General features: G+C 63.8%; 19 protein-coding genes. 12 read left to right on the top strand and 7 right to left on the bottom strand.

The window, feature by feature from the left end; translation table 11 throughout:
• The first annotated feature begins 29 nt into the window (after window positions 1-29).
• Window positions 30-485, top strand: a complete 456-nt coding sequence (locus NLM32_RS42700) for a carboxymuconolactone decarboxylase family protein (RefSeq protein WP_254135549.1) — start codon at window positions 30-32, stop codon at window positions 483-485.
• Between the two features lie 36 nt (window positions 486-521).
• Here the strand turns inward: NLM32_RS42700 and NLM32_RS42695 are convergent, their stop codons facing one another.
• Both NLM32_RS42695 and NLM32_RS42690 read right to left on the bottom strand, forming a co-directional pair.
• On the bottom strand, window positions 522-1,334 hold the full coding sequence (locus tag NLM32_RS42695; protein ID WP_254134633.1) for an alpha/beta fold hydrolase: 813 nt from the start codon (window positions 1,332-1,334) through the stop codon (window positions 522-524).
• A gap of 2 nt (window positions 1,335-1,336) precedes the next feature.
• The gene (locus NLM32_RS42690) at window positions 1,337-2,155 is read right to left on the bottom strand and encodes an alpha/beta fold hydrolase (protein WP_254134632.1); all 819 of its coding nucleotides are present in this window, start codon (window positions 2,153-2,155) and stop codon (window positions 1,337-1,339) included.
• A 140-nt stretch (window positions 2,156-2,295) separates the two neighbouring features.
• On the opposite strand from NLM32_RS42690, the gene NLM32_RS42685 reads away from it, so the two are divergent.
• Window positions 2,296-2,838, top strand: coding sequence for a methylated-DNA--[protein]-cysteine S-methyltransferase (locus NLM32_RS42685; RefSeq protein ID WP_254134631.1), 543 nt, complete (start codon window positions 2,296-2,298; stop codon window positions 2,836-2,838).
• A gap of 121 nt (window positions 2,839-2,959) precedes the next feature.
• Here NLM32_RS42685 and NLM32_RS42680 read toward each other — a convergent pair whose 3' ends face one another.
• Entirely contained in the window at window positions 2,960-4,504 is a 1,545-nt protein-coding gene (locus NLM32_RS42680) for an acyl-CoA synthetase (protein ID WP_254134630.1), read from the bottom strand.
• Between the two features lie 186 nt (window positions 4,505-4,690).
• A complete protein-coding gene (locus NLM32_RS42675) occupies window positions 4,691-5,863 on the bottom strand; it encodes an acetyl-CoA C-acetyltransferase (RefSeq protein ID WP_254134629.1) in 1,173 nt (390 codons plus the stop codon).
• Between the two features lie 230 nt (window positions 5,864-6,093).
• Here NLM32_RS42675 and NLM32_RS42670 point away from each other — a divergent pair, with 230 nt between their 5' ends.
• From NLM32_RS42670 to NLM32_RS42635, 8 genes are all read left to right on the top strand, one after another.
• Window positions 6,094-6,672: a TetR family transcriptional regulator gene (locus tag NLM32_RS42670; protein WP_254134628.1), complete on the top strand. Its 579-nt coding sequence runs from the start codon at window positions 6,094-6,096 to the stop codon at window positions 6,670-6,672.
• 55 nt (window positions 6,673-6,727) lie between these two features.
• Window positions 6,728-7,486 carry an SDR family NAD(P)-dependent oxidoreductase gene (locus NLM32_RS42665; RefSeq protein ID WP_212327383.1) on the top strand — a complete coding sequence of 253 codons (759 nt, stop codon included), beginning with the start codon at window positions 6,728-6,730 and terminating at the stop codon, window positions 7,484-7,486.
• 182 nt (window positions 7,487-7,668) lie between these two features.
• The gene (locus NLM32_RS42660) at window positions 7,669-8,475 is read left to right on the top strand and encodes an enoyl-CoA hydratase/isomerase family protein (protein ID WP_254134627.1); all 807 of its coding nucleotides are present in this window, start codon (window positions 7,669-7,671) and stop codon (window positions 8,473-8,475) included.
• 44 nt (window positions 8,476-8,519) lie between these two features.
• Complete coding sequence (locus NLM32_RS42655) at window positions 8,520-10,391, top strand: AMP-binding protein (RefSeq protein WP_254134626.1); 1,872 nt, start codon at window positions 8,520-8,522, stop codon at window positions 10,389-10,391.
• A gap of 112 nt (window positions 10,392-10,503) precedes the next feature.
• On the top strand, window positions 10,504-11,631 hold the full coding sequence (locus NLM32_RS42650; protein WP_254134625.1) for an acyl-CoA dehydrogenase family protein: 1,128 nt from the start codon (window positions 10,504-10,506) through the stop codon (window positions 11,629-11,631).
• A gap of 15 nt (window positions 11,632-11,646) precedes the next feature.
• Window positions 11,647-12,888, top strand: a complete 1,242-nt coding sequence (locus NLM32_RS42645; RefSeq protein ID WP_254134624.1) for an acyl-CoA dehydrogenase — start codon at window positions 11,647-11,649, stop codon at window positions 12,886-12,888.
• Window positions 12,889-13,026: 138 nt separating this feature from the next.
• Window positions 13,027-14,271 (top strand): acyl-CoA dehydrogenase, encoded by a 1,245-nt coding sequence (locus NLM32_RS42640; RefSeq protein WP_254134623.1) that lies wholly within the window; start codon window positions 13,027-13,029, stop codon window positions 14,269-14,271.
• Between the two features lie 123 nt (window positions 14,272-14,394).
• Window positions 14,395-15,096 carry a nitroreductase gene (locus NLM32_RS42635; RefSeq protein ID WP_254134622.1) on the top strand — a complete coding sequence of 234 codons (702 nt, stop codon included), beginning with the start codon at window positions 14,395-14,397 and terminating at the stop codon, window positions 15,094-15,096.
• A gap of 89 nt (window positions 15,097-15,185) precedes the next feature.
• On the opposite strand, the gene NLM32_RS42630 is transcribed toward NLM32_RS42635, so the two are convergent.
• Window positions 15,186-15,734, bottom strand: coding sequence for a sigma-70 family RNA polymerase sigma factor (locus NLM32_RS42630; RefSeq protein WP_084292346.1), 549 nt, complete (start codon window positions 15,732-15,734; stop codon window positions 15,186-15,188).
• The gene (locus NLM32_RS42625; protein ID WP_200471650.1) at window positions 15,734-15,964 is read right to left on the bottom strand and encodes a NepR family anti-sigma factor; all 231 of its coding nucleotides are present in this window, start codon (window positions 15,962-15,964) and stop codon (window positions 15,734-15,736) included. The genes NLM32_RS42630 and NLM32_RS42625 overlap by 1 nt, the downstream gene beginning before the upstream one ends.
• A gap of 220 nt (window positions 15,965-16,184) precedes the next feature.
• Between NLM32_RS42625 and NLM32_RS42620 the strand changes: the two genes are divergently transcribed.
• On the top strand, window positions 16,185-16,991 hold the full coding sequence (locus tag NLM32_RS42620; protein WP_254134621.1) for a response regulator: 807 nt from the start codon (window positions 16,185-16,187) through the stop codon (window positions 16,989-16,991).
• Between the two features lie 68 nt (window positions 16,992-17,059).
• Here NLM32_RS42620 and NLM32_RS42615 read toward each other — a convergent pair whose 3' ends face one another.
• A complete protein-coding gene (locus NLM32_RS42615; protein ID WP_254134620.1) occupies window positions 17,060-17,845 on the bottom strand; it encodes a TonB family protein in 786 nt (261 codons plus the stop codon).
• 178 nt (window positions 17,846-18,023) lie between these two features.
• Between NLM32_RS42615 and NLM32_RS42610 the strand changes: the two genes are divergently transcribed.
• Entirely contained in the window at window positions 18,024-18,623 is a 600-nt protein-coding gene (locus NLM32_RS42610) for a nuclear transport factor 2 family protein (RefSeq protein WP_254134619.1), read from the top strand.
• The last annotated feature ends 251 nt before the right edge of the window (window positions 18,624-18,874 follow it).

Raw genomic sequence — 18,874 nt, 5'->3', positions numbered from 1 at the left:
CGAAATTCGATAGATGGAGACGCAAGATGATGCACGCCCGTATGAATCACCCGGTGATGGTCCTGCCCGAGGCCATGAACCACCTTCAGGCCCTCGCCAGCCTGACCAAGCAGGGCCTGCCGGAAAAGCTCCTGGAACTGGTGCACCTGCGCGCCAGCCAGATCAACGGCTGCAGCGTCTGTGTCGACATGCATCCGAAAATCGCCCGCAAGCTGGGCGAGACCGACGAGCGCCTGTTCGCCGTCTCCGCCTGGCGTGAGGCGCCCTATTTCACCGACGCCGAGCGCGCCGCGCTGGCGCTGACCGAAGCCGTCACGCGCGTTGCCGATCGCGAAGACCCGGTGCCGGATGCGATCTGGAACGAGGCCGCCAAGCACTTCGACGAGCGCGAGCTCGCAACCCTGATCCTCTCGATCGCGACGATCAACGTCTGGAACCGGCTTAACGCGACGATCAAGATGCCGGTCGGCGTGTGGAAGGTGTGAGACCTTCTTCTCTCTCCCCCGTCCGCGGGGAGAGAGCTACTCCGCCAAAAAACTGCTCACGACCTCGCTGTACTCCAGCGGCGCCTGTTCGAACATCCAGTGGCCGGCGTTCGGGATCACCGCCGTCTCGCTGTCCGCAATGTGCTCGGCCAGCACGCGCCACATCACCGACAGGCTGCCGGTGGTGGCGCTGCCGCCGATCAGCAGCGTCGGCGTCTTGATCGCCTGCGCATCCGCCAGCGTATAGGGCCTGCGCTGCTCGTTGATCTGGCCGAGGAAGGTCAGCGTGTTGTCGCGCAGCTGTTGCTTGGCAGCCGCCGGCACGCGCCGCCACGAGCCGTCACCCTCGATGCCCTCGTAGAAATTCTGCAGCGCGCCCTCGATGTCGCCGGCGCGGATCATCTCGACCGAGCGTATCGTCTTCGCGGCGAGCGGCGGATGCGCCGGCGTGCCTTCGGGCACCGGCAGGCTGGCGTCGAGATCGCCGCCGGGCTCGGCCAGCACCAGCTTGCGCAGCAGATCAGGCCGTGCCTGCGCGACGCGAAACGCGATGTGGCCGCCGCGCGAATGGCCCATGAGATCGACCGGGCCGGGCTTGATCTGCTCGATGAAAGCGATCGTGTCGGCGACGTGCTGCGCCATCTTGTAGTCGTCGCCGACGGCGTCCCAATGCTCGGGAAAGAAGTGCCGCAGGCTGACCGAGATCACGCGATGATTCCTCGACAGCGGCCCGAGCACCGAATACCAGGTACGGAAATCCCCGAGCGTGCCGTGCACGCAGACGAGCGGATGGCCCTGTCCGACTTCGAGATAGGCCATGTCATAACCGTTGACGCGAAAGCTCTGCATGATCAGCTCGCCAGAAAATCCAGGACCACTTCGGAGTATTTTTGCGGCGCTTGCTCGAACATCGGATGCGTCGCGTTCGGGATGATCGCCGTCTTGGAGTAGGGCACGTGAGCGGCGAGCGCATGCAGCACCTTCGGCAGCAGGCCCTTGGTCTGTGCGCCCAGGATGAACAGCGTCGGCATCTTGATCGCTTCCGCATCCGCTTTCGAGAACGGCGGGCGGTTGTCGCGGACCTGGCCGATCAGGGTAGTGGCGTTGTCGCGAAGGTTCTGCTTCACCATTGCCGGCAGCCGCGGCCAGGTGCCGGCGCCTTCCAGCGTGTCGACGAAGACGGCAAGGCCACCATCGACATCGCCGTCCGCGATCTTCTCGGCCGAGGCCGTGAACCGTGCCAGCAACGGCGAGGGGCCGCCGGCGTACTCGGGATCGAGACTCGCATCGAGCTCGCCGCCGGGCTCGGCCAGCACCAGCCGTCGCAGCAGATCCGGCCGCTGCTGCGCCGCGCGGAAGCAGATGTGGCCGCCGCGGGAATGGCCCATCAGATCGACCGGGCCGAGGTCGAGCTTCTCGATGAAGGCGATGACGTCGCTGACATGCTGCGCGATCGAATAGGTATCGCCGACGCCGTCCCATTTTTCCGGGAAGAAATGCCGGAGGCTCGGAACGATCATCCGGTGCCGCTGCGTCAGCGGCCCGAGCACGCAGCCCCAGACGCGGAAGTCGGAGAGCGAGCCGTGCACGCAGACCAGCGGCGGCCTGTCCCTGTCGTTGCCCACGTCGAGATAGGGCATGTCGTATCCGTTGACGTGGAGGCTTTGCATTCAGGACTCGCGGAAAGGGGCGTGGAACTCCTGTGCAAGATTCCCGGAAACCGGGTGGATCGCAACTATTTCCAAGCCTAGATTTAGGCCGAGATGACAATGGGGGCATGCGAGAAGGACGCGAGCTCAGGAACCAAGCCATGACCGACCAGCATTTTGCCCTGTTTGACACCAAGATCGGCCTTTGTGCCATCGCGTGGGGCCCGCGTGGCATCAACGGCACCCAGCTGCCGATGGGCGGCGAGCAGAAGATCCGCACCCGCATCGCTCAGCGCCACGCTGATGCCACCGAAGCCGAACCGACCCCTGAGGTGCAGCAGGTGATCGACCGCATCGTCAAGCTGCTCGCCGGCGGGCACGACGACCTCACCGATATCCCGCTCGATCTCGACGGCGTGCCCGACTTCAACCGCGGCGTCTATGAGATCGCCCGCGCCATCCCGCCCGGCAAGACCATGACCTATGGCGACATCGCCAAGCGCCTCGGTGGCGTTCAGCTCTCGCGCGATGTCGGCCAGGCGCTTGGGCACAACCCGTGCCCGATCGTCGTGCCCTGCCACCGCGTGCTCGCGGCCGGCAACAAGCCCGGCGGCTTCTCGGCGAATGGCGGCGTCGTGACCAAGCTGAAGATGCTGGAAATCGAAGGCGCGCTGGTGAACCACACGCCGAGTTTGTTTGATTGAGGGAGCTTGCCCCGGCGTCGTAGGGTGGGCAAAGCGAGGCGTGCCCACCATCTCTCTACAACAATGCAGGAAGACGTGGGCACGGCGCTTTGCGCCTTTGCCCACCCTACGAGACCGTCCGCTAAATCTTCGCCGCGGTCTTCGGCCAATACCGGTCGCGCAGATGCCGCTTCACCAGCTTTCCCGTCGGTGTGCGCGGTAGCTCAGCTTCGAAGTCAATCGAGCGTGGGCATTTGATCGCCGACAGACGCGTCTTGCAGTAGGCGATCAGGTCCGCCTCGAGCGCCTTGCCGGCACGCGTCATGTCGTGCGGCTGCACCACCGCCTTGACCTCTTCGCCCATCTCCTCGTTCGGAACGCCGAACACCGCGACGTCGGCGATCTCCGGATGGGTGATCAGCACGTCCTCGGTCTCTTGCGGATAGATGTTCACCCCGCCCGAGATGATCATGTAGGACTTGCGGTCGGTGAGGAAGAGAAAGCCGTCCTTGTCGAGATAGCCGACGTCGCCGAGCGTCGACCAACCCTTGGCGTTGTAGGCCTTCTTCGTCTTATCGGGATCGTTGTGATAGGTGAACGCCGGCGCATCGGCGAAATAGACCGTGCCGATCTCGCCAACCGGCTGCTCCTCGTCGTTCTCGTCCAGAATCTTGATCTTGCCGACCACGGCGCGGCCGACGCTGCCGCGATGCTCCAGCCATTGCTGCGAGTTGCAGACGGTGACGCCGTTGCCTTCCGAGCCCGCGTAATACTCGATCAGGATCGGCCCCCACCACTCGATCATCTTTGCCTTGACGTCGACCGGACAGGGCGCGGCGGCGTGGATCGCGCCTTTCAGTGTCGAGACGTTGTACTTGGTGCGGACCTCATCCGGCAGCTTGAGCATGCGCACGAACATGGTCGGCACGAGCTGCGATTGCGTGACCTTGTACTTCTCGACCAGCTTCAGAAAGTCCTCGGCGTCAAAATGCTCCATGATGATCGAGGTGCCGCCGAGCACGATCGCCATCATGTTGAAGCGCAGCGGGGCCGCATGATAGAGCGGCGCCGGCGAGAGATAAGTACTTTCGGCATTCATGCCGCACATGTCGGCGCAGAGCACGCGCAGGAAGGCATTCGGCACATCGATGGCGTTGCCCTCGAACGCCTTCTTGATGCCCTTCGGTCGGCCGGTGGTGCCTGAGGAATACAGCATGTCGTAGCCGGCGACTTGGTCCGCGATCGGCGTTGTCGGCTGCGCGGCTGCTTCCTTGTCGTAGGAGCGGAAGCCGGGCAGGGGCTCATCCACCATGTAGAAGATCGGCTCGCCGGCGGTGCCCTTGACCAGGTCCTTGATCTGGTCGGCGCATTTCGGCGTGGTGATCACGACCTTGGCGCCGCAATCGCCGATGATGTAGTCGATCTCGTCCTGCTTCAGGTAGCGGCTGATCGCGGTGTAATAGAGCCCGCTGCGTTGCGCCGCCCAGCAGATCTCCATGAAGGCGAGGCGGTTTTCCATCAGCAGCGCGATGTGGTCGCCGGCCTTCAGACCGAGGGAGCGGAACAGGTTTGCGCCCTGGTTCGAGAGCTCGTCGAGCTCGCGATAGGTGATCGCCTTGCCGGTCCCGGCCATCTGATAGGCGATCTTGTCGGGTGTGGTCTTCGCGTAAATGGACGGGTGGGTCATGGCGGAGATCTCGCAACAAAGAAGGTGTCATCCCGGCGAAGGCCGGGATCCATAACCACCGATTCAGATCGTTGAAACGAGATGTCGCCCCAGCGCGGCCTAACCACGTTCGCCTGTGGTTATGGGTCCCGGCTTTCGCCGGGACGACACCTATAATGTGGTGGCCGATGTGGCCACAACGACGGCTTACAGCCGCTCGACGATCGTCACGTTGGCCATGCCGCCGCCTTCGCACATGGTCTGCAGGCCGTAGCGCTTGCCGCGCTGGTGCAGGGCGTGGACCAGCGTCGTCATCAGCTTGGTGCCGGAGCCGCCGAGGGGATGGCCGAGCGCGATGGCGCCGCCGTTGACGTTAAGACGTGCCGGATCAGCGCCGGTGGTCTTCAGCCAGCCGGTCGGCACCGAAGCAAAAGCCTCGTTGACCTCGAACAGGTCGATGTCGTCGACCTTCATGCCGGCCTTCTCCAGCGCCTTCTTGGTGGCGTGCAGGGGGGCGTCGAGCATGATGACGGGATCGCCGCCGGTCATGGTCATGTGGTGGATGCGGGCCAGCGGTGTGAGACCGAGCTGCTTGAGGCCGCGCTCGTTCACGACCATCACGCCGGACGCGCCGTCGCAGATCTGGCTGGCGCTCGCCGCAGTCAGCTTGCCGTTCTCTGCGATCAGCTTGACGCCCTTGATGCCATCGAGCGTGGCGTCGAAGCGGATGCCTTCGTCGATGTGATGCGTGTCCTTGGACCCGTCCGCGCGGGTGATTTCGAGCGGCACGATCTCCGTCTTGAAGTGACCGGCCTGCGTCGCCGCGATCGCGCGCTGATGGCTGTTGTAGGAATATTCGTCGAGATCATCCTTCGACAGGCCGTACTTCTCGGCCATCATCTCGGCGCCGGTGAATTGGCTGAACACGATGTTCGGGTACTTCGCCTCGATGCCCGGGCTCTTGTAGTGACCAAAGCCATTCTTGGCGGCGAGCTGCGAGGACAGGCCCATCGGCACGCGCGTCATCGATTCCACGCCGGCCGCGATCACCACGTCCATCGTGCCGGACATCACGGCCTGTGCCGCGAAGTGCAGCGCCTGCTGCGAGGAACCGCACTGGCGGTCGATCGAGGTGCCCGGCACGCTCTCCGGCAGCTTCGAGGCCATGATCGCGTTGCGTGCGACGTTGTTGGACTGCTCACCGACCTGCATCACGCAGCCCATGATCACGTCCTCGACCAGCGACGGATCGATCTTGGTGCGATCGACCAGCTCGTCCAGCACTTTTGCGGAGAGATCAGCCGGATGCCAGCCGGCGAGGCGGCCCCCCTTGCGCCCGCCCGCGGTACGCGCAGCGGCGACGATATAAGCCTCGGCCATTTCGGTCTCTCCCTGGATTGTTCTGAGCTGGGTTGTCGGGGTTTTAAGGGGCGGGATATCGTTTAGTCAATCGATCAATTAACTCTTGTGGGGAGGCGCTGCTTGGGTTTATCTGCGGCCCGCTCCAGCGCCGAGAACAAGGGATCTCCGTGACTACCAGCGTACCGAACAGGCTTCCGAGCGGGAAGAATTCCACGGCAGAGAAATTGCTCGTGGCCGCGAGCGAGCTGATGATCGAACGCTCATCGATCGAGATCTCGCTCTCGGACATCGCCCAGAAGTCCGGCGCCAACGCCGCGCTGGTCAAATATCATTTCGGCAATAAGGACGGGCTGCTGCTGGCGCTGCTCGCGCGCGACGCAGCGACCGAGATGTCGAACCTCGAATATCTGCTGGCGCAGCCGATCAATTCGACCGCGAAGCTGAAGCTGCATATCGCCGGCATCATCCGCGCCTATCACCGGTTCCCCTACATGAACCGGCTGATCCACTATCTCCTGCACGAGAGCGTTGCCGGTTCGGCGGATGAAGTCTCGAAATTCTTCGTCGCGCCGCTGCTCGACTTTCATCGCCGCCTGCTCGCCGAGGGCGTCAGCCGCGGCGAGTTCCGCCAAACCGATCCGGTGCTGTTCTACACCAGCCTGATCGGCGCCTGCGATCACCTGTTCTTCGGCCGGCACGCGATGTCTCGCGCGACCGGCGTCGGTCCGGTCACCGATGAAGTTTGCCGGCAATACATCAAGCACATGGAAACGCTGATCTGCGGCGGCATCCTCACGCAAGCCGAGGAAGCTGCCGCGGCCGGATAATCCGGCCGAGACGTTCAAGTCTAGAGAAGAAACGCCCAAGGAAAGGTAGCCTGTCATGGAATTGAAAGACGTAGCCGTTCTCATCACTGGTGGTGGTTCGGGTCTTGGTGAAGCGACTGCGCGCGCCATGGCCGCCAAGGGCGCCAAGATCGGCGTGATCGATCAAAACAAGGACAATGCCGAGAAGGTCGCCGCCGAAGTGAAGGGCGTCGCGCTCCATGCCGACGTCACCAGCGAAGAGCAGATCAAGGCGGCGATCGCCAAGGCGGAAGCCGCGCATGGCGTTGCCCGCGTGCTGATGAACTGCGCCGGCATCGGTGGCTCGCAGCGTATTGTCGGCCGCGACGGCGTCTATCCGCTGGAAAAGTTCGCGCGCATCATCAACGTCAACCTGATCGGCACGTTCAACTGCCTGCGTCTGTTCGCCGAGCGTCTCGTCACGATCGAGCCGATCGGTGAAGAGCGCGGCGTCATCATCAACACCGCCTCGGTCGCTGCTTACGAAGGCCAGATCGGCCAGATCGCCTACTCGGCGTCGAAGGGCGGCGTCGTCGGTTTGACTTTGCCTGCCGCACGCGACCTCGCGAGCCAGAAAATCCGCGTCAACACCATTGCGCCTGGCCTGTTCTTCACGCCGCTGCTGATGGGCCTCAACGAGGAAGCGCGCAAGAGCCTGGGGGCCCAGGTGCCGCATCCCTCGCGTCTCGGCGATGCCAAGGAATACGGCGCGCTCGCCGTGCACATGGTTGAGAATCCGATGCTCAACGGCGAAACCATCCGTCTCGATGGTGCCATTCGCATGGCTCCGCGGTAGGGCACTTCTTCCCTTCTCCCCCTGTGGGAGAAGGTGGCGCGAAGCGCCGGATGAGGGGTTTGCGTCCGCGGAGACAGACCCCTCACCCAAGCGAATTCTGGGCTCACAGCGACTTGCCCTCTCCCACAAGGGGAGAGGGCGCAGCAATTGGCACCGCAATCAGCGGTACGCAGGAGCGCCCCATGTCCCAACCGCTGCTGATCGAGCACGATGACGGCGTCGACCGGGTGACGCTCAATCGTCCGGAGAGCCTCAACGCGCTCGATCCCGCGCTGATTGACGCGCTTAATGTCTATTTCCAGGGCCTGCAGCGCAATCGCGACACGCGCGTCGTCGTGCTGCGCGGCGCCGGCAAGAATTTTTGTGCTGGCCTCGACCTCAAGGCCGCGATGGCGCGCAGGGCCGGGCAGCAGGAGCCGCCCGGTGTGACCGAGTCGCTCGACTCGCAACGCCGCATCGCTGACATCGTGATGCTGATGCGCCGCTGTCCGCAACCCATCCTCTCTCTGGTGCAGGGCGCCGCGGCCGGCGGCGGGTTTGCGCTGGCGCTGGCTTCCGACATCCGCATCGCGACCAAGTCGGCGCGGATGAACTGCGCTTTCATCAAGCTTGGCCTTGGCGGTTGCGACATCGGAACCAGCTACTTTCTGCCGCGCCTCGTCGGCGTCTCCGTCGCCTCCGAGCTGATCCTGACCGGGCGCTTCATCGGCGCCGAGCGCGCGCTTGCGGTTGGGCTTGTCTCCGAGGTCGTGGACGAGGACAAGCTCGATGCGGCGGCCGAGCCTTATGTCGATGCAATGATGACGGCCTCGCCCGTTGGGCTGCGCCTGTCAAAGGAATGTCTCAACATGAGCGTCGATGCCGGATCGCTGGAAGCGGCGATTGCGATGGAGGACCGCAACCAGGTCCTGTGCAGCCGCTCCGAGGAATTTTCGGAAGGCATCAGGGCCTTCCTTGAGAAGCGAAAGCCTGTCTATATCAAGCGCTGAAACAACAAAGATCCGCAAAGGACAATAATTCCGGGAGACGCAAAATGAGTGGAAGCGCGGCGGCGGTGATGGCAAAGCCCGCCTTTCGCAAGGTCGAGTGGCTCGCGCGCGACATCGATGTCGAGCGGCGCACTGACGGCACGGTGGTGCTGAAGTCGCGCATTCCGCTGCAGGCCTACGAAAAGCATCTTCCGGCCTCGCTGGCGAAATGGGCCAGGGAAGCGCCCGAGCGCATCTGGCTCGCGCAACGCGGCGGTCCGAGCCGCGAATGGCGCAAGGTGTCCTATGGTGAAGCCAAGCGCACCGTCGACGCGCTGACGCAGGCGCTGCTCAATCTCGATCTCGATGGCCGCCCGGTCACGATCCTCTCCGGCAATTCGATCGAGCATGCGCTGATGACGCAGGCCGCGATGCAGGCGCGTTCGCCGGCAGCGCCGGTGTCGCCGGCCTACTCGCTGATGAGCCATGATCACGTCAAGCTGAAGTACCTGTTCGATCTGATCAAGCCGGCCGTGGTGATGGTGCAGGACGGCCCGACCTTCGAGAAGGCACTTAAGGCGCTCGACCTCTCGGGCGTCACCGTTGTTCACGTCGCGCGGCCCTGCGAGGGTGTGAAGAGTGTCAGCTTTGCCGAGCTCGCCGCAACGCCGGTGACGGCGGATGTGGACGCATCGATCGCAAAGATCACGCCTGACACGGTCGGCAAGCTGCTGTTCACGTCAGGTTCGACCGGCATGCCCAAGGCCGTCATCAACACGCAAGAGATGATGTGCGCCAATGCGGCGATGATGATGCAGGTGCGGCCGCGCACGCCGGGCGGCCCGCTCGCCACGGTGCTCGATTGGATGCCCTGGAATCACACCATGGGCGGCAATGCCGCGTTCCATCCGGTGCTGGTCGACGGCGGCACGCTCTATATCGACGATGGCCGGCCGATGCCGGGCCAGCTCGAAGAAACCATCAGGAACCTGCGCGAGATCTCGCCGACCTATTACGCTAACGTGCCTGCCGGTTATGCCGCGCTCGCCGCGGCGATGGAGAAGGACGATGCGCTGTGCCGTTCCTTCTTCAAGAATCTCTCGATCATGGCCTATGGCGGCGCGCGGTTGCCTGATGATCTCTACGACCGCATGCAGGCTCTCGCCGTGAAGACCACCGGCGAACGCATCGTGTTCTATACCGGCTGGGGTTCGACCGAGACCGCACCGACCTCGACGGGCACCTATTGGGATACTGAGCGCGTCGGCCTGATCGGCCTGCCGTTCCCCGGCGTCGAATTGAAGATGGTGCCGTGCGGCTCGAAATACGAGCTGCGCCTGCGCGGCGTCAACGTCACGCCCGGCTACTTCGGTCAGCCGGACCTGACCAAGAAGATGTTCGACGAAGAGGGTTTTTATTGCATCGGCGATGCCGGCATTTTCGTTGATGACAGCGATCCGGTGAAGGGCATCATCTTCGCCGGCCGCGTGGTGGAAGACTTCAAGCTGACCACCGGCACCTTCGTGCATGTCGGCTCGCTCCGTACCGATGCGATCGCGGCTGCGACGCCGGTCGTGCATGACGCGCTCGTGGCCGGGCAGGATCAGTGCTCGATCGGTCTGCTGGCCTGGCCCAATCTGCATGCGTGCCGCCAGCTCGTTGGCAATCCTGATCTCAGCTTCGAGGACGCGGTGAAGCACCCCGAGGTGATCGCCTGCTTCAAGCGCGGGCTCGAGGCGCACAACACCGAATGCGGCGGCGCCAGCAGCCGCGTCATCGCCCGTGCGATGTTGATGGTCGAGCCGCCCTCGATCGACGGCAACGAGCTCACCGACAAAGGCTACATCAACCAGCGCGCCGGCCTCGAGCGCCGCGCGGTGCTGGTGGAGCGGCTTTATGCCGACAAGCCGGACCAGGACGTGATCGTGCTGAGATGAAGATCGTAGGATGGGTAGAGCGCAGCGAAACCCATCGCCTCTCGTCAGATAATTGATGGGTATCGCTTCGCTCCACCCATCCTACAGAACAGCAATAACAGGGTAGCCCGCTATGAACTTCGATTTCTCCGACGACCAGAAGCAGCTCCGCGACCAGGCGCGCAAATTCCTCGCCGAGAAATGTTCGCCGAAGGCGGTGCGCGTCGTGCTCGACGGTAAGGCGCCCTACGACAAGGAGCTCTGGAAGGGTCTCGCCGAGATGGGCTTTCTGGGAGTCGCTATCCCCGAGGAATTCGGCGGCGCCGGTGCTGGTCATCTCGAGCTCTGCGTGATCGCCGAGGAGATGGGCCGGGCCAACGCGCCGGTGCCGTTCTCTTCGACCGTGTATCTCGCGGCCGAAGCGCTGCTGATCGCCGGAAGCGACGCGCAGAAGAAGAAGTGGCTCCCCGCGATCGCCTCGGGCGAGGCGATCGGCACACTGGCTCTGTTCGAGGGCAAGGGCAATCCGGCGCCGAAGAACGTCAAGCTCGCGGCTGCGAACGGCGTGCTCAACGGCGTCAAGAAGCCGGTGGCGGATGGTGCGATCGCCGACTTCGCGGTGGTTGCGGCGCGCACGGGCTCGAGCGGGCGCGATGGCGACATCTCGCTGTTTCTGGTCGATCTCAAGGCGGGTGGTGTCGAGGTGAAGAGCCTCACCAATCTGGATCCGACCCGTGGTCAGGCCGAGATCACGTTCAAGGACTGCAAGGCGGAGCCGCTTGGGGCCGCCGGCGACGGCTGGAGCATCTTGACCCAGGTGCTCGACCGCGCTGCGGTGCTTTGCGCCTTCGAGCAGGTCGGTGGCTCCGACCGCGCGCTGGAGATGGGCCGCGACTACGCGCTCGACCGCATTGCGTTCGGCCGACAGATCGGCTCGTTCCAGGCGGTCAAGCACATGCTCGCTGACATGTATGTCTCGGCGACGCTGGCGCGCTCCAACAGCTATTACGGCGCCTGGGCGCTCTCGACCAACGCAGCCGAGCTGCCCGAAGCCGCCGCTGCCGCGCGCATCAGCGCGACGCAGGCATTCCAGCACTGCGCCAAGAACAACATCCAGGTTCACGGCGGCATGGGTTTCACCTGGGAGTTCGACTGCCACATGTACTACCGCCGCGCCAACGCCATGGCGCTCGGCCTCGGCAGCCTCTCCTATTGGGAAGACCAGCTGATCGATCGCATGCGCAAGAAGAACGCGGCGTAAGCGAAGGGCACGAATATGAACTTCGACGACACCCCGCAGGAAGCCGAATTCCGCAGCCTAGCGCGCGCCTGGATCGGTGCCAACGCGCCCAAGCAGTACGAGGACGAGCTGCGAAAGTCTTCGCTCGGCCGCACCGTGCTCAGGAACGCCAACATCCTCGAAGTCGCAAAAGCCTGGCAGAAGAAGAAGGCGGATGCCGGCTGGGCCTGCCTGCACTGGCCGAAGGAGTATGGCGGCCGCGGCTCGTCGCCGATTGAGCGCGTGATCTGGCAGCAGGAGGAGGGGCCGTTCGGCCAGCTCTCCCGCATGTTCATCATCGGCCACGGCATGTGCGGGCCGACCATGATGGCATTCGCGCGCGAGGAGCATAAGCGCACCTACCTGCCGCCGCTCGCATCAGGCGAAAAGATCTGGTGCCAGCTGTTCTCCGAACCCGCCGGCGGCTCCGACGTTGCAGGATTGCGCACCCGCGCGGAGAAGGACGGCGACGACTGGGTCATCAACGGCCAGAAGATCTGGACCTCGGGCGCGCATTATTCCGACTATGGCATCCTGCTCACCCGCACCGATCCGACCGTGCCCAAGCACAAGGGCCTCACCATGTTCTTCCTGGACATGAAGAGCCCTGGTGTCGAGGTGCGGCCGATCAAGCAGGCGAGCGGCGCCTCCGATTTCAACGAGGTCTATTTCACCAATGTCCGCATTCCCGATCATCAGCGCCTCGGCGAGGTCGGCGACGGCTGGAACGTCTCGCTGACCACGCTGATGAACGAGCGCAGCGCGATCGGCGCGGCCGTCTCGACCGGCTTTCCGGAGCTGTTCGAATATTGCTCCAGCCTCATGCTCGATGACGGTCCGGCGATCGAGGATCGCGCGGTGCGTTCGAAGCTAGCCAATTGGGCGGTGAAGGCGAGCGGGCTGAAATACACCAGCATGCGGGCGATCTCCGCGCTGTCGAAGGGTGAGCGGCCAGGACCGGAGAATTCCATCGGCAAGCTGGTGGCGGGCTCGATGATCCAGGACGTCGCGACCTACGCGCTGGATCTGCAGGGCGCGAGCGGCGTGGTCAGCGGCGAGGATGCCGAGCTCGCCGGCCGTTTCCAGGCGATGCTGCTGCGTGCGCCCGGCACGCGCGTCGAAGGCGGCACCGACGAGATCATGCGCAACATTATCGCGGAGCGGGTCTTGGGCCTGCCCGGCGATATCCGTGTCGACAAGGACGTACCGTTCAACAAGATCCCGACCAAGGGAAGATGAGTTCGTGTCCCGGACGCGATGCAGCACGTAGTGCTGCTTCGCAGAGCCGGGACCCAGAAAGCCGGAATGGGCCCCGGCTCTGCAGCGCACCGCTTCGCGCTGCGCAGCGTCCGGGGCGAGAGAGAGGAGAGTTCGGAGATGAATTTCGACGACACCCCGCAGGAAGCCGCGTTCCGCGAGACCGCACGCCAATGGGTCGCCGCCAACGCGCCGAAGGAGTTCGAGCAGGAGCTGTCAAAATCCTCGCTCGGCCGTATCAGGCTGGCCAAGCACGACATGGTCGAGGTCGGCAAGGCCTGGCAGAAGAAGAAGGCGGAGGGCGGCTGGGCCTGTCTGCACTGGCCGAAGGAATATGGCGGCCGCGGCGCCACGCCGATCGAGCGCGTGATCTGGCAGCAGGAGGAGGGCGTCTACGGCAAGCTGACGCAGCCGTTCCAGATCGGCGAGGGCATGTGCGGCCCGACCGTGATGGCGTGGGGCAGCGAGGATGCCAAGCGTCGTTATCTGCCGAAGCTCGCCGCGGGCGAGGAGATCTGGTGCCAGCTGTTCTCCGAGCCGTCGGCCGGCTCCGACGTCGCGGGCTTGCGTACGCGCGCGGAGAAGAAGGGCGACAATTGGGTCGTCAACGGCCAAAAGATCTGGACCTCGGGCGCGCATTACTCCGACTACGGCTTGTTGATCGCGCGCACCGATCCGAATGTGCCCAAGCACAAGGGCCTCACCATGTTCTTCCTGGACATGAAGAGCCCGGGCGTCGAGGTGCGGCCGATCAAGCAGGCCAACGGCATGCAGGAGTTCAACGAGGTCTATTTCACCGACGTCGTAATCCCTGACAGCCAGCGGCTCGGCGCGGTCGGCGAGGGCTGGAGCGTGTCGCTGACCACGCTGATGAACGAGCGCATGTCGATCGGGGCGCGTCTTGCGACCGGCGTGCCCGAACTATTTGAGTTCTGTTCGAACCTAATGCTGCAGGAAGGGCTCGCCATCGACGATCCCGCCGTGCGTTCGAAGCTCGCGAGCTGGGCGGTGAAGTCGAGCGGGTTGAAATACACCAGCTACCGCGCGATCTCGGCGCTGTCGAAGGGCGAGCGGCCGGGACCGGAGAATTCGATCGGCAAGCTGGTGTCGGGCATGATGCTGCAGGACATCGCGACCTACGCGATGGACCTCCAGGGCGCGGCCGGTGTTCTCACCGGCAGCGATGAGGAGACGGTGCACGGCCAATTCCAGCAGATGCTGCTGTCCTCGCCTTCGATGCGCATCGCCGGCGGCACCGACGAGATCCTGCGCAACATCATCGCCGAGCGGGTGCTGGGGCTGCCCGGCGACATCCGCGTCGACAAGGACGTGCCGTATAACAAGATCCCGACCAAGGGGCGGTGATCTCGCTTCCCGCGGTATCTCGTAGGGTGGGCAAAGCGAAGCGTGCCCACCATGTCTCAAGATCGGGGAAAGTTAGTGGGCACGGCGCTACGCGCCTTTGCCCACCCTACAAGAGAAGAATTCATGGACGCAAAAGTGAGCCAGACCCAAGACCGCATCGGCGTGCTCGAAGAGCTCCTCAACGAGCGCTATTCCGTTCGCGCCTTCCTGCCGAAGGAGGTCGACCGCGCCACCATCGAGCATGTGCTGACGACGGCGCAACGCACCGCGTCCTGGTGCAACAGCCAGCCCTGGCAGGTCATCATCGCCAGCGGCGAGGCCAAGGAGCGCTTCCGCCAACTGATCTATAAGGAGGCCTCAGGCGGGCTCGGCGACGATTACGATTTCACCCCGCCGCGCGAATATGTCGGCGTCTATCTCGAACGCCGCCGCGAGAGCGGCTTTCAGCTCTACAACACGCTCGGCATCCCGCGCGGCGACAGAAGCGGCTACGCCAAGCAGGCGCTGGAGAATTACAATTTCTTCGGCGCGCCGCACGTCGCGATCATTCACACCAATGAGCCGCTCGGCATCTACGGCGCGATCGATTGCGGGGCCTATGTGTCGAATTTCATGCTCGCAGCACAAGCGCTCGGGCTCGGCACGATTCCGCAGGCGGCACTTGCGCGCCATTCGGGCCTGATCCGCCGCCACTTCAACCTGCCCGACGACCGTCGCGTCGTCTGCGGCATCTCGTTCGGTTATGCCGACAACGCGCACAAGGTCAACAGCTACCGCACCTCGCGCGCAACCGTCGCCGACACCGTGACGTTCGTCGAGACGTAACCGAGCGGAAATACCCTGCTCACACGCATACGAAGACGGCCGCGCAAGACGGCCGCCTTCACCGTTGTCGCCTGAGGTCGATTGACGCGCTACCCGCCGCTGCCGCCGATCACGGCGCGCACGGTCTCGTCGGGTCCGAAGTCCTCGGCGCCGTCGACATAGAGCAGCGCAGCGAGCTTCGAGCGTGCGCGGTTGACGCGGCTCTTGATGGTGCCGACCGCACAGCCGCAGATCGAGGCCGCATCCTCATAGGAGAAGCCGGAGGCGCCGACCAGAATCAGCGCTTCGCGCTGGTCCTGCGGAAGCTTCTCGAGCGCGCCGCGGAACTCCTCGAACTCGAGATGGGCGTTCTGCGAGGGCTGCGTCTTCAGCGTCTTGGCATAGTTGCCCTCAGCGTCCTCAACCTCGCGCCGCCGCTTGCGATAGTCGGAGCGGAACAGGTTGCGCAGGATCGTGAACAGCCATGCCGGCAGGTTGGAGCCGGGCTGGAACGAGTCGATGTTGGCAAGTGCACGCAACAGCGTTTCTTGCACCAGATCGTCGGCGCGGTCGGCATTGCCGCTGAGCGAGATCGCGAACGCGCGAAGGCTCGGCACGGCCGCGAGGATGTCGTCACGCAGGGAGTTCGTGAGAGGCATTAATCCCTCCCATTGTTGTCGTTGGAGCCCCCAGCCCCATTCTCGTTCTGGGATCCTCCCGGCGCATCAAGCTTTTTGATGAGCTCCGCGAACCGGTCCGGAACCCCTTGCCGCACGACGTCGTCGTACATGGCGCGCAGTTGATGGCCGATCCGGGATTGGATCTCCGGAGTTAGGCCTCCCTTGCCGGGGGTCGTGCTTTTGCTGGCTTGAGACTTGAGATCTTTCATGACCTGTTCCACGTTTCCCCGAGTTAAGTGACTGCAAAATCGAGAAGTTTTCTCAACCGGGAGCCGTTCCCTGGATGAGTTCAATTCCAGGTTCGGCAAAAAGTTCCCAAGCCGTGGGAACTTTTCTTATCCTGAAGCGTAATCAGCTCCAGTAGGGGAACCCGGGCCTCCCCTCGCAGTTCCCTATTTTTAAGGTTGGCCCGAAATGAATGGAGTGGGGATGTCCCGTTCGCAGCTTGTTGCTGAGCACTTGCCCTTGTTGCGCCGGTATGCGCGCGCCCTGACGGGCAGCCAGGCCTCCGGTGACGCTTATGTCGCAGCCATGTTGGAAGCCATGCTGGGTGATCCGTCGGTGCTCGACGAGAGCCACGGGCCGCGCGCCGGCCTGTTCCGGCTGTTCACCCAGATCTGGAATTCGGTCTCGGTCAATGACGACGCCGAGGTAGCGACGCTGCCGATGCCGCCGGAGCGGCGGCTGTCCAACATCACACCGCTGCCGCGGCAGGCGTTTCTGCTGCTCTCGCTCGAGGGATTTTCGGAAGAGGAAGTCGCCTTTGTTCTCGCGACCGACGTCGCCGAGACGCGCCGGCTGGCTGATGCCGCCGGCCGCGAGATGGCGGCCGAGATCGCGACCGACGTCCTGATCATCGAGGACGAGACCTTCATCGCCATGGACCTCGAAAGCCTGGTGAAGAATCTCGGCCACAACGTCGTCGGCGTCGCGCGCACCCACGCCGATGCGGTGGCGCTGGCCAAGAACAAGCGGCCGGGCCTCATCCTCGCCGACATCCAGCTCGCCGACGGCTCGTCGGGCCTGGATGCCGTCAACGAATTGCTCCGCACCTTCGAGGTGCCGGTGGTGTTCATCACCGCCTATCCGGAGCGCTTCCTCACCGGCGAGCGTCCGGAGCCGGCGTTCCTGATCTCAAAGCCGTTCCAGCCCGCGATGGTGTCGGCGGTGGCGAGCCAGGCGCTGTTCTTCCAGCGCAACTCGCGCAATCGCGCGCCGAAGGCGCCGGCGGCCTGATAAGATTCGCATCGAATGAGCAAACGGCGCGTCGCATGGCGCGCCGTTTTTGTTGTCGATACCCCGCGTCAGCAGCCTCGGCAGACACTGTTGAGTTTGGCCTTTAGCTTGGCTTCGTCTGCCCATGCGCCGTCCACAGGATGCGTTCCGTCGAGCGTCATGAGGATGGTCATTCGTTGAAGGTCGTCCTTGGCCTCGGGAGGCGGCCTTGGAAACGGTTCGCTTCGCTCCACCATCTTCAGAGCGGCCGCGTCGAGCGGCGGGGAGCCTGTGCTTTCCACCAAGGCGTTCGAGATCAATTTGCCTGCGCGGTCGATCACGAAAGTGACGCCAGCATCGGCTTTCTGGCCCATCGCCTCCGGAGGAAACGATCTGTTACGCCAGACATGCTCAGTGACCGCCTTGTGCCAGACGGCCATGGGATCGGACTCACCAAGGGTTGGATCCGGCCTGCTCAGGACGAGCCCGAAAGGGGGCACCTGAAACTGGCGGCCGGCGAAGTTCATCGGCACGGTGAAGGAGAACGAGTCGTCCTTCAGTTCCGGAGGTGGTGCCGGATAGGGTTCGGCGCGAGCGATGATCGCCAGCGCAGCATCGTCCAGCGCCCGCGAGCCCGTGCTTTCGGTCAGCGCCCGCGAGATCAATTTGCCGGACCGGTCAATGGCGAATGTGACCTTGGCTTTGCCCGTCTGCCCCAATCCTCCCCCTGGAAAATACTTGTTGCTGTTAATGTGTGCCGCGATCCTTGCTCGCCAGGCTTTGACGTTCTCGGTCGGCGTATCAGTCTGCGCAAGCGCAGGAAAAGCCAACAGCAATCCGAGAAGCGCGGCCGTTAAAGGGAATTTCATCTGCATCGACGCCAATATTAATCGCGGTCTGGTTGATTGCAAGGTTCGTTGCTCGTATCGCGCTCTTGTCGCTGTGGGCAATTCGAACGGCTGCAAGGCATCGCACGCTTGACGCCAACGTCATTGCCCCCTTGATATCTCGCCGCGATGACACCCATCGCCGCTTCAAGCCGGAGACGTGCCCATGGACCAGCAACTGCTCGACCGTCTCGCCATCCGCGACCTCGTCGAGAACTGGGCGGTGTGGCGCGACGCCGGTGATTGGGAGCGGTTTGCCACCGTCTGGCATGAAGAGGGCTGGATGTCCGCGACCTGGTTTCAAGGACCGGCGCGGGATTTCATGCGCGTCAGCCAGGAGGGGTTTGCCAAGGGCGTGCGCATCCTGCATTTCCTCGGCGGCACCAGCATCGACCTTGCGGGCGAGCGGGCCATTGCGCAAACCAAGATGACGATCTCGCAGCGGGCTCTGGTCCACGACGTACTCTGCGACGTCGTCTGCACCGGGCGGTTCTACGATTTCCTGGAGAACCGGCAAGGCAAGTGGGGCATCGTCCGCCGCCAACCGATCTACGAAAAGGATCGGATCGACCCGGTCGATCCTGCCGCGACGCTTCGCCTCGACCAGCAGGCGCTCGCCGCGCTGCCCGAAGGCTACCGTCACCTCGCCTACATGCAGGAGTTGATTGGCTACAAGGTCAAGCGCGACATGCCCGGCCTGATCGGCCCCGAGGTCGAGAAGCTCTATGGCGAGGGGCGGGACTGGCTTGCGGGGAAGGCCAAATAGACTGCGGGCAGAAGCGAACGCCAGAAAAAAGTAAGGCGCGACTGGCATCACCACAGTCGCGCCCTACGTCGCCGGCTTATGGGGCAGGGGGGAATAGCCGGCTGTTGAGACGACTCCCAGGCGCGGGAGTCGTTCCAGGCGGCCGCAAAATTTTTTGTGCGGCCTGGCGTGAATTTGGCACACGGTTAAGTGATCTTAACCTCTGGGAAACTCCTGTCCTCTCCTCGCGTTGTTCCCGTGATCGCCATGGG

This window comes from Bradyrhizobium sp. CCGUVB14 (assembly GCF_024199935.1).
Taxonomy (GTDB): domain Bacteria; phylum Pseudomonadota; class Alphaproteobacteria; order Rhizobiales; family Xanthobacteraceae; genus Bradyrhizobium.
Note: the sequence above shows the minus strand (reverse complement) of the source record. Positions and strands in the feature narration are given on the sequence as shown.

Bases quoted from the DNA above. Each gene is read 5' to 3' on its own strand.
- NLM32_RS42700 (WP_254135549.1), top strand. From the start codon at position 30: ATGCACGCCCGTATGAATCACCCGGTGATGGTCCTGCCCGAGGCCATG.
- NLM32_RS42695 (WP_254134633.1), bottom strand. From the start codon at position 1,334: ATGCAGAGCTTTCGCGTCAACGGTTATGACATGGCCTATCTCGAAGTC.
- NLM32_RS42690 (WP_254134632.1), bottom strand. From the start codon at position 2,155: ATGCAAAGCCTCCACGTCAACGGATACGACATGCCCTATCTCGACGTG.
- NLM32_RS42685 (WP_254134631.1), top strand. From the start codon at position 2,296: ATGACCGACCAGCATTTTGCCCTGTTTGACACCAAGATCGGCCTTTGT.
- NLM32_RS42680 (WP_254134630.1), bottom strand. From the start codon at position 4,504: ATGACCCACCCGTCCATTTACGCGAAGACCACACCCGACAAGATCGCC.
- NLM32_RS42675 (WP_254134629.1), bottom strand. From the start codon at position 5,863: ATGGCCGAGGCTTATATCGTCGCCGCTGCGCGTACCGCGGGCGGGCGC.
- NLM32_RS42670 (WP_254134628.1), top strand. From the start codon at position 6,094: ATGATCGAACGCTCATCGATCGAGATCTCGCTCTCGGACATCGCCCAG.
- NLM32_RS42665 (WP_212327383.1), top strand. From the start codon at position 6,728: ATGGAATTGAAAGACGTAGCCGTTCTCATCACTGGTGGTGGTTCGGGT.
- NLM32_RS42660 (WP_254134627.1), top strand. From the start codon at position 7,669: ATGTCCCAACCGCTGCTGATCGAGCACGATGACGGCGTCGACCGGGTG.
- NLM32_RS42655 (WP_254134626.1), top strand. From the start codon at position 8,520: ATGAGTGGAAGCGCGGCGGCGGTGATGGCAAAGCCCGCCTTTCGCAAG.
- NLM32_RS42650 (WP_254134625.1), top strand. From the start codon at position 10,504: ATGAACTTCGATTTCTCCGACGACCAGAAGCAGCTCCGCGACCAGGCG.
- NLM32_RS42645 (WP_254134624.1), top strand. From the start codon at position 11,647: ATGAACTTCGACGACACCCCGCAGGAAGCCGAATTCCGCAGCCTAGCG.
- NLM32_RS42640 (WP_254134623.1), top strand. From the start codon at position 13,027: ATGAATTTCGACGACACCCCGCAGGAAGCCGCGTTCCGCGAGACCGCA.
- NLM32_RS42635 (WP_254134622.1), top strand. From the start codon at position 14,395: ATGGACGCAAAAGTGAGCCAGACCCAAGACCGCATCGGCGTGCTCGAA.
- NLM32_RS42630 (WP_084292346.1), bottom strand. From the start codon at position 15,734: ATGCCTCTCACGAACTCCCTGCGTGACGACATCCTCGCGGCCGTGCCG.
- NLM32_RS42625 (WP_200471650.1), bottom strand. From the start codon at position 15,964: ATGAAAGATCTCAAGTCTCAAGCCAGCAAAAGCACGACCCCCGGCAAG.
- NLM32_RS42620 (WP_254134621.1), top strand. From the start codon at position 16,185: ATGTCCCGTTCGCAGCTTGTTGCTGAGCACTTGCCCTTGTTGCGCCGG.
- NLM32_RS42615 (WP_254134620.1), bottom strand. From the start codon at position 17,845: ATGCAGATGAAATTCCCTTTAACGGCCGCGCTTCTCGGATTGCTGTTG.
- NLM32_RS42610 (WP_254134619.1), top strand. From the start codon at position 18,024: ATGGACCAGCAACTGCTCGACCGTCTCGCCATCCGCGACCTCGTCGAG.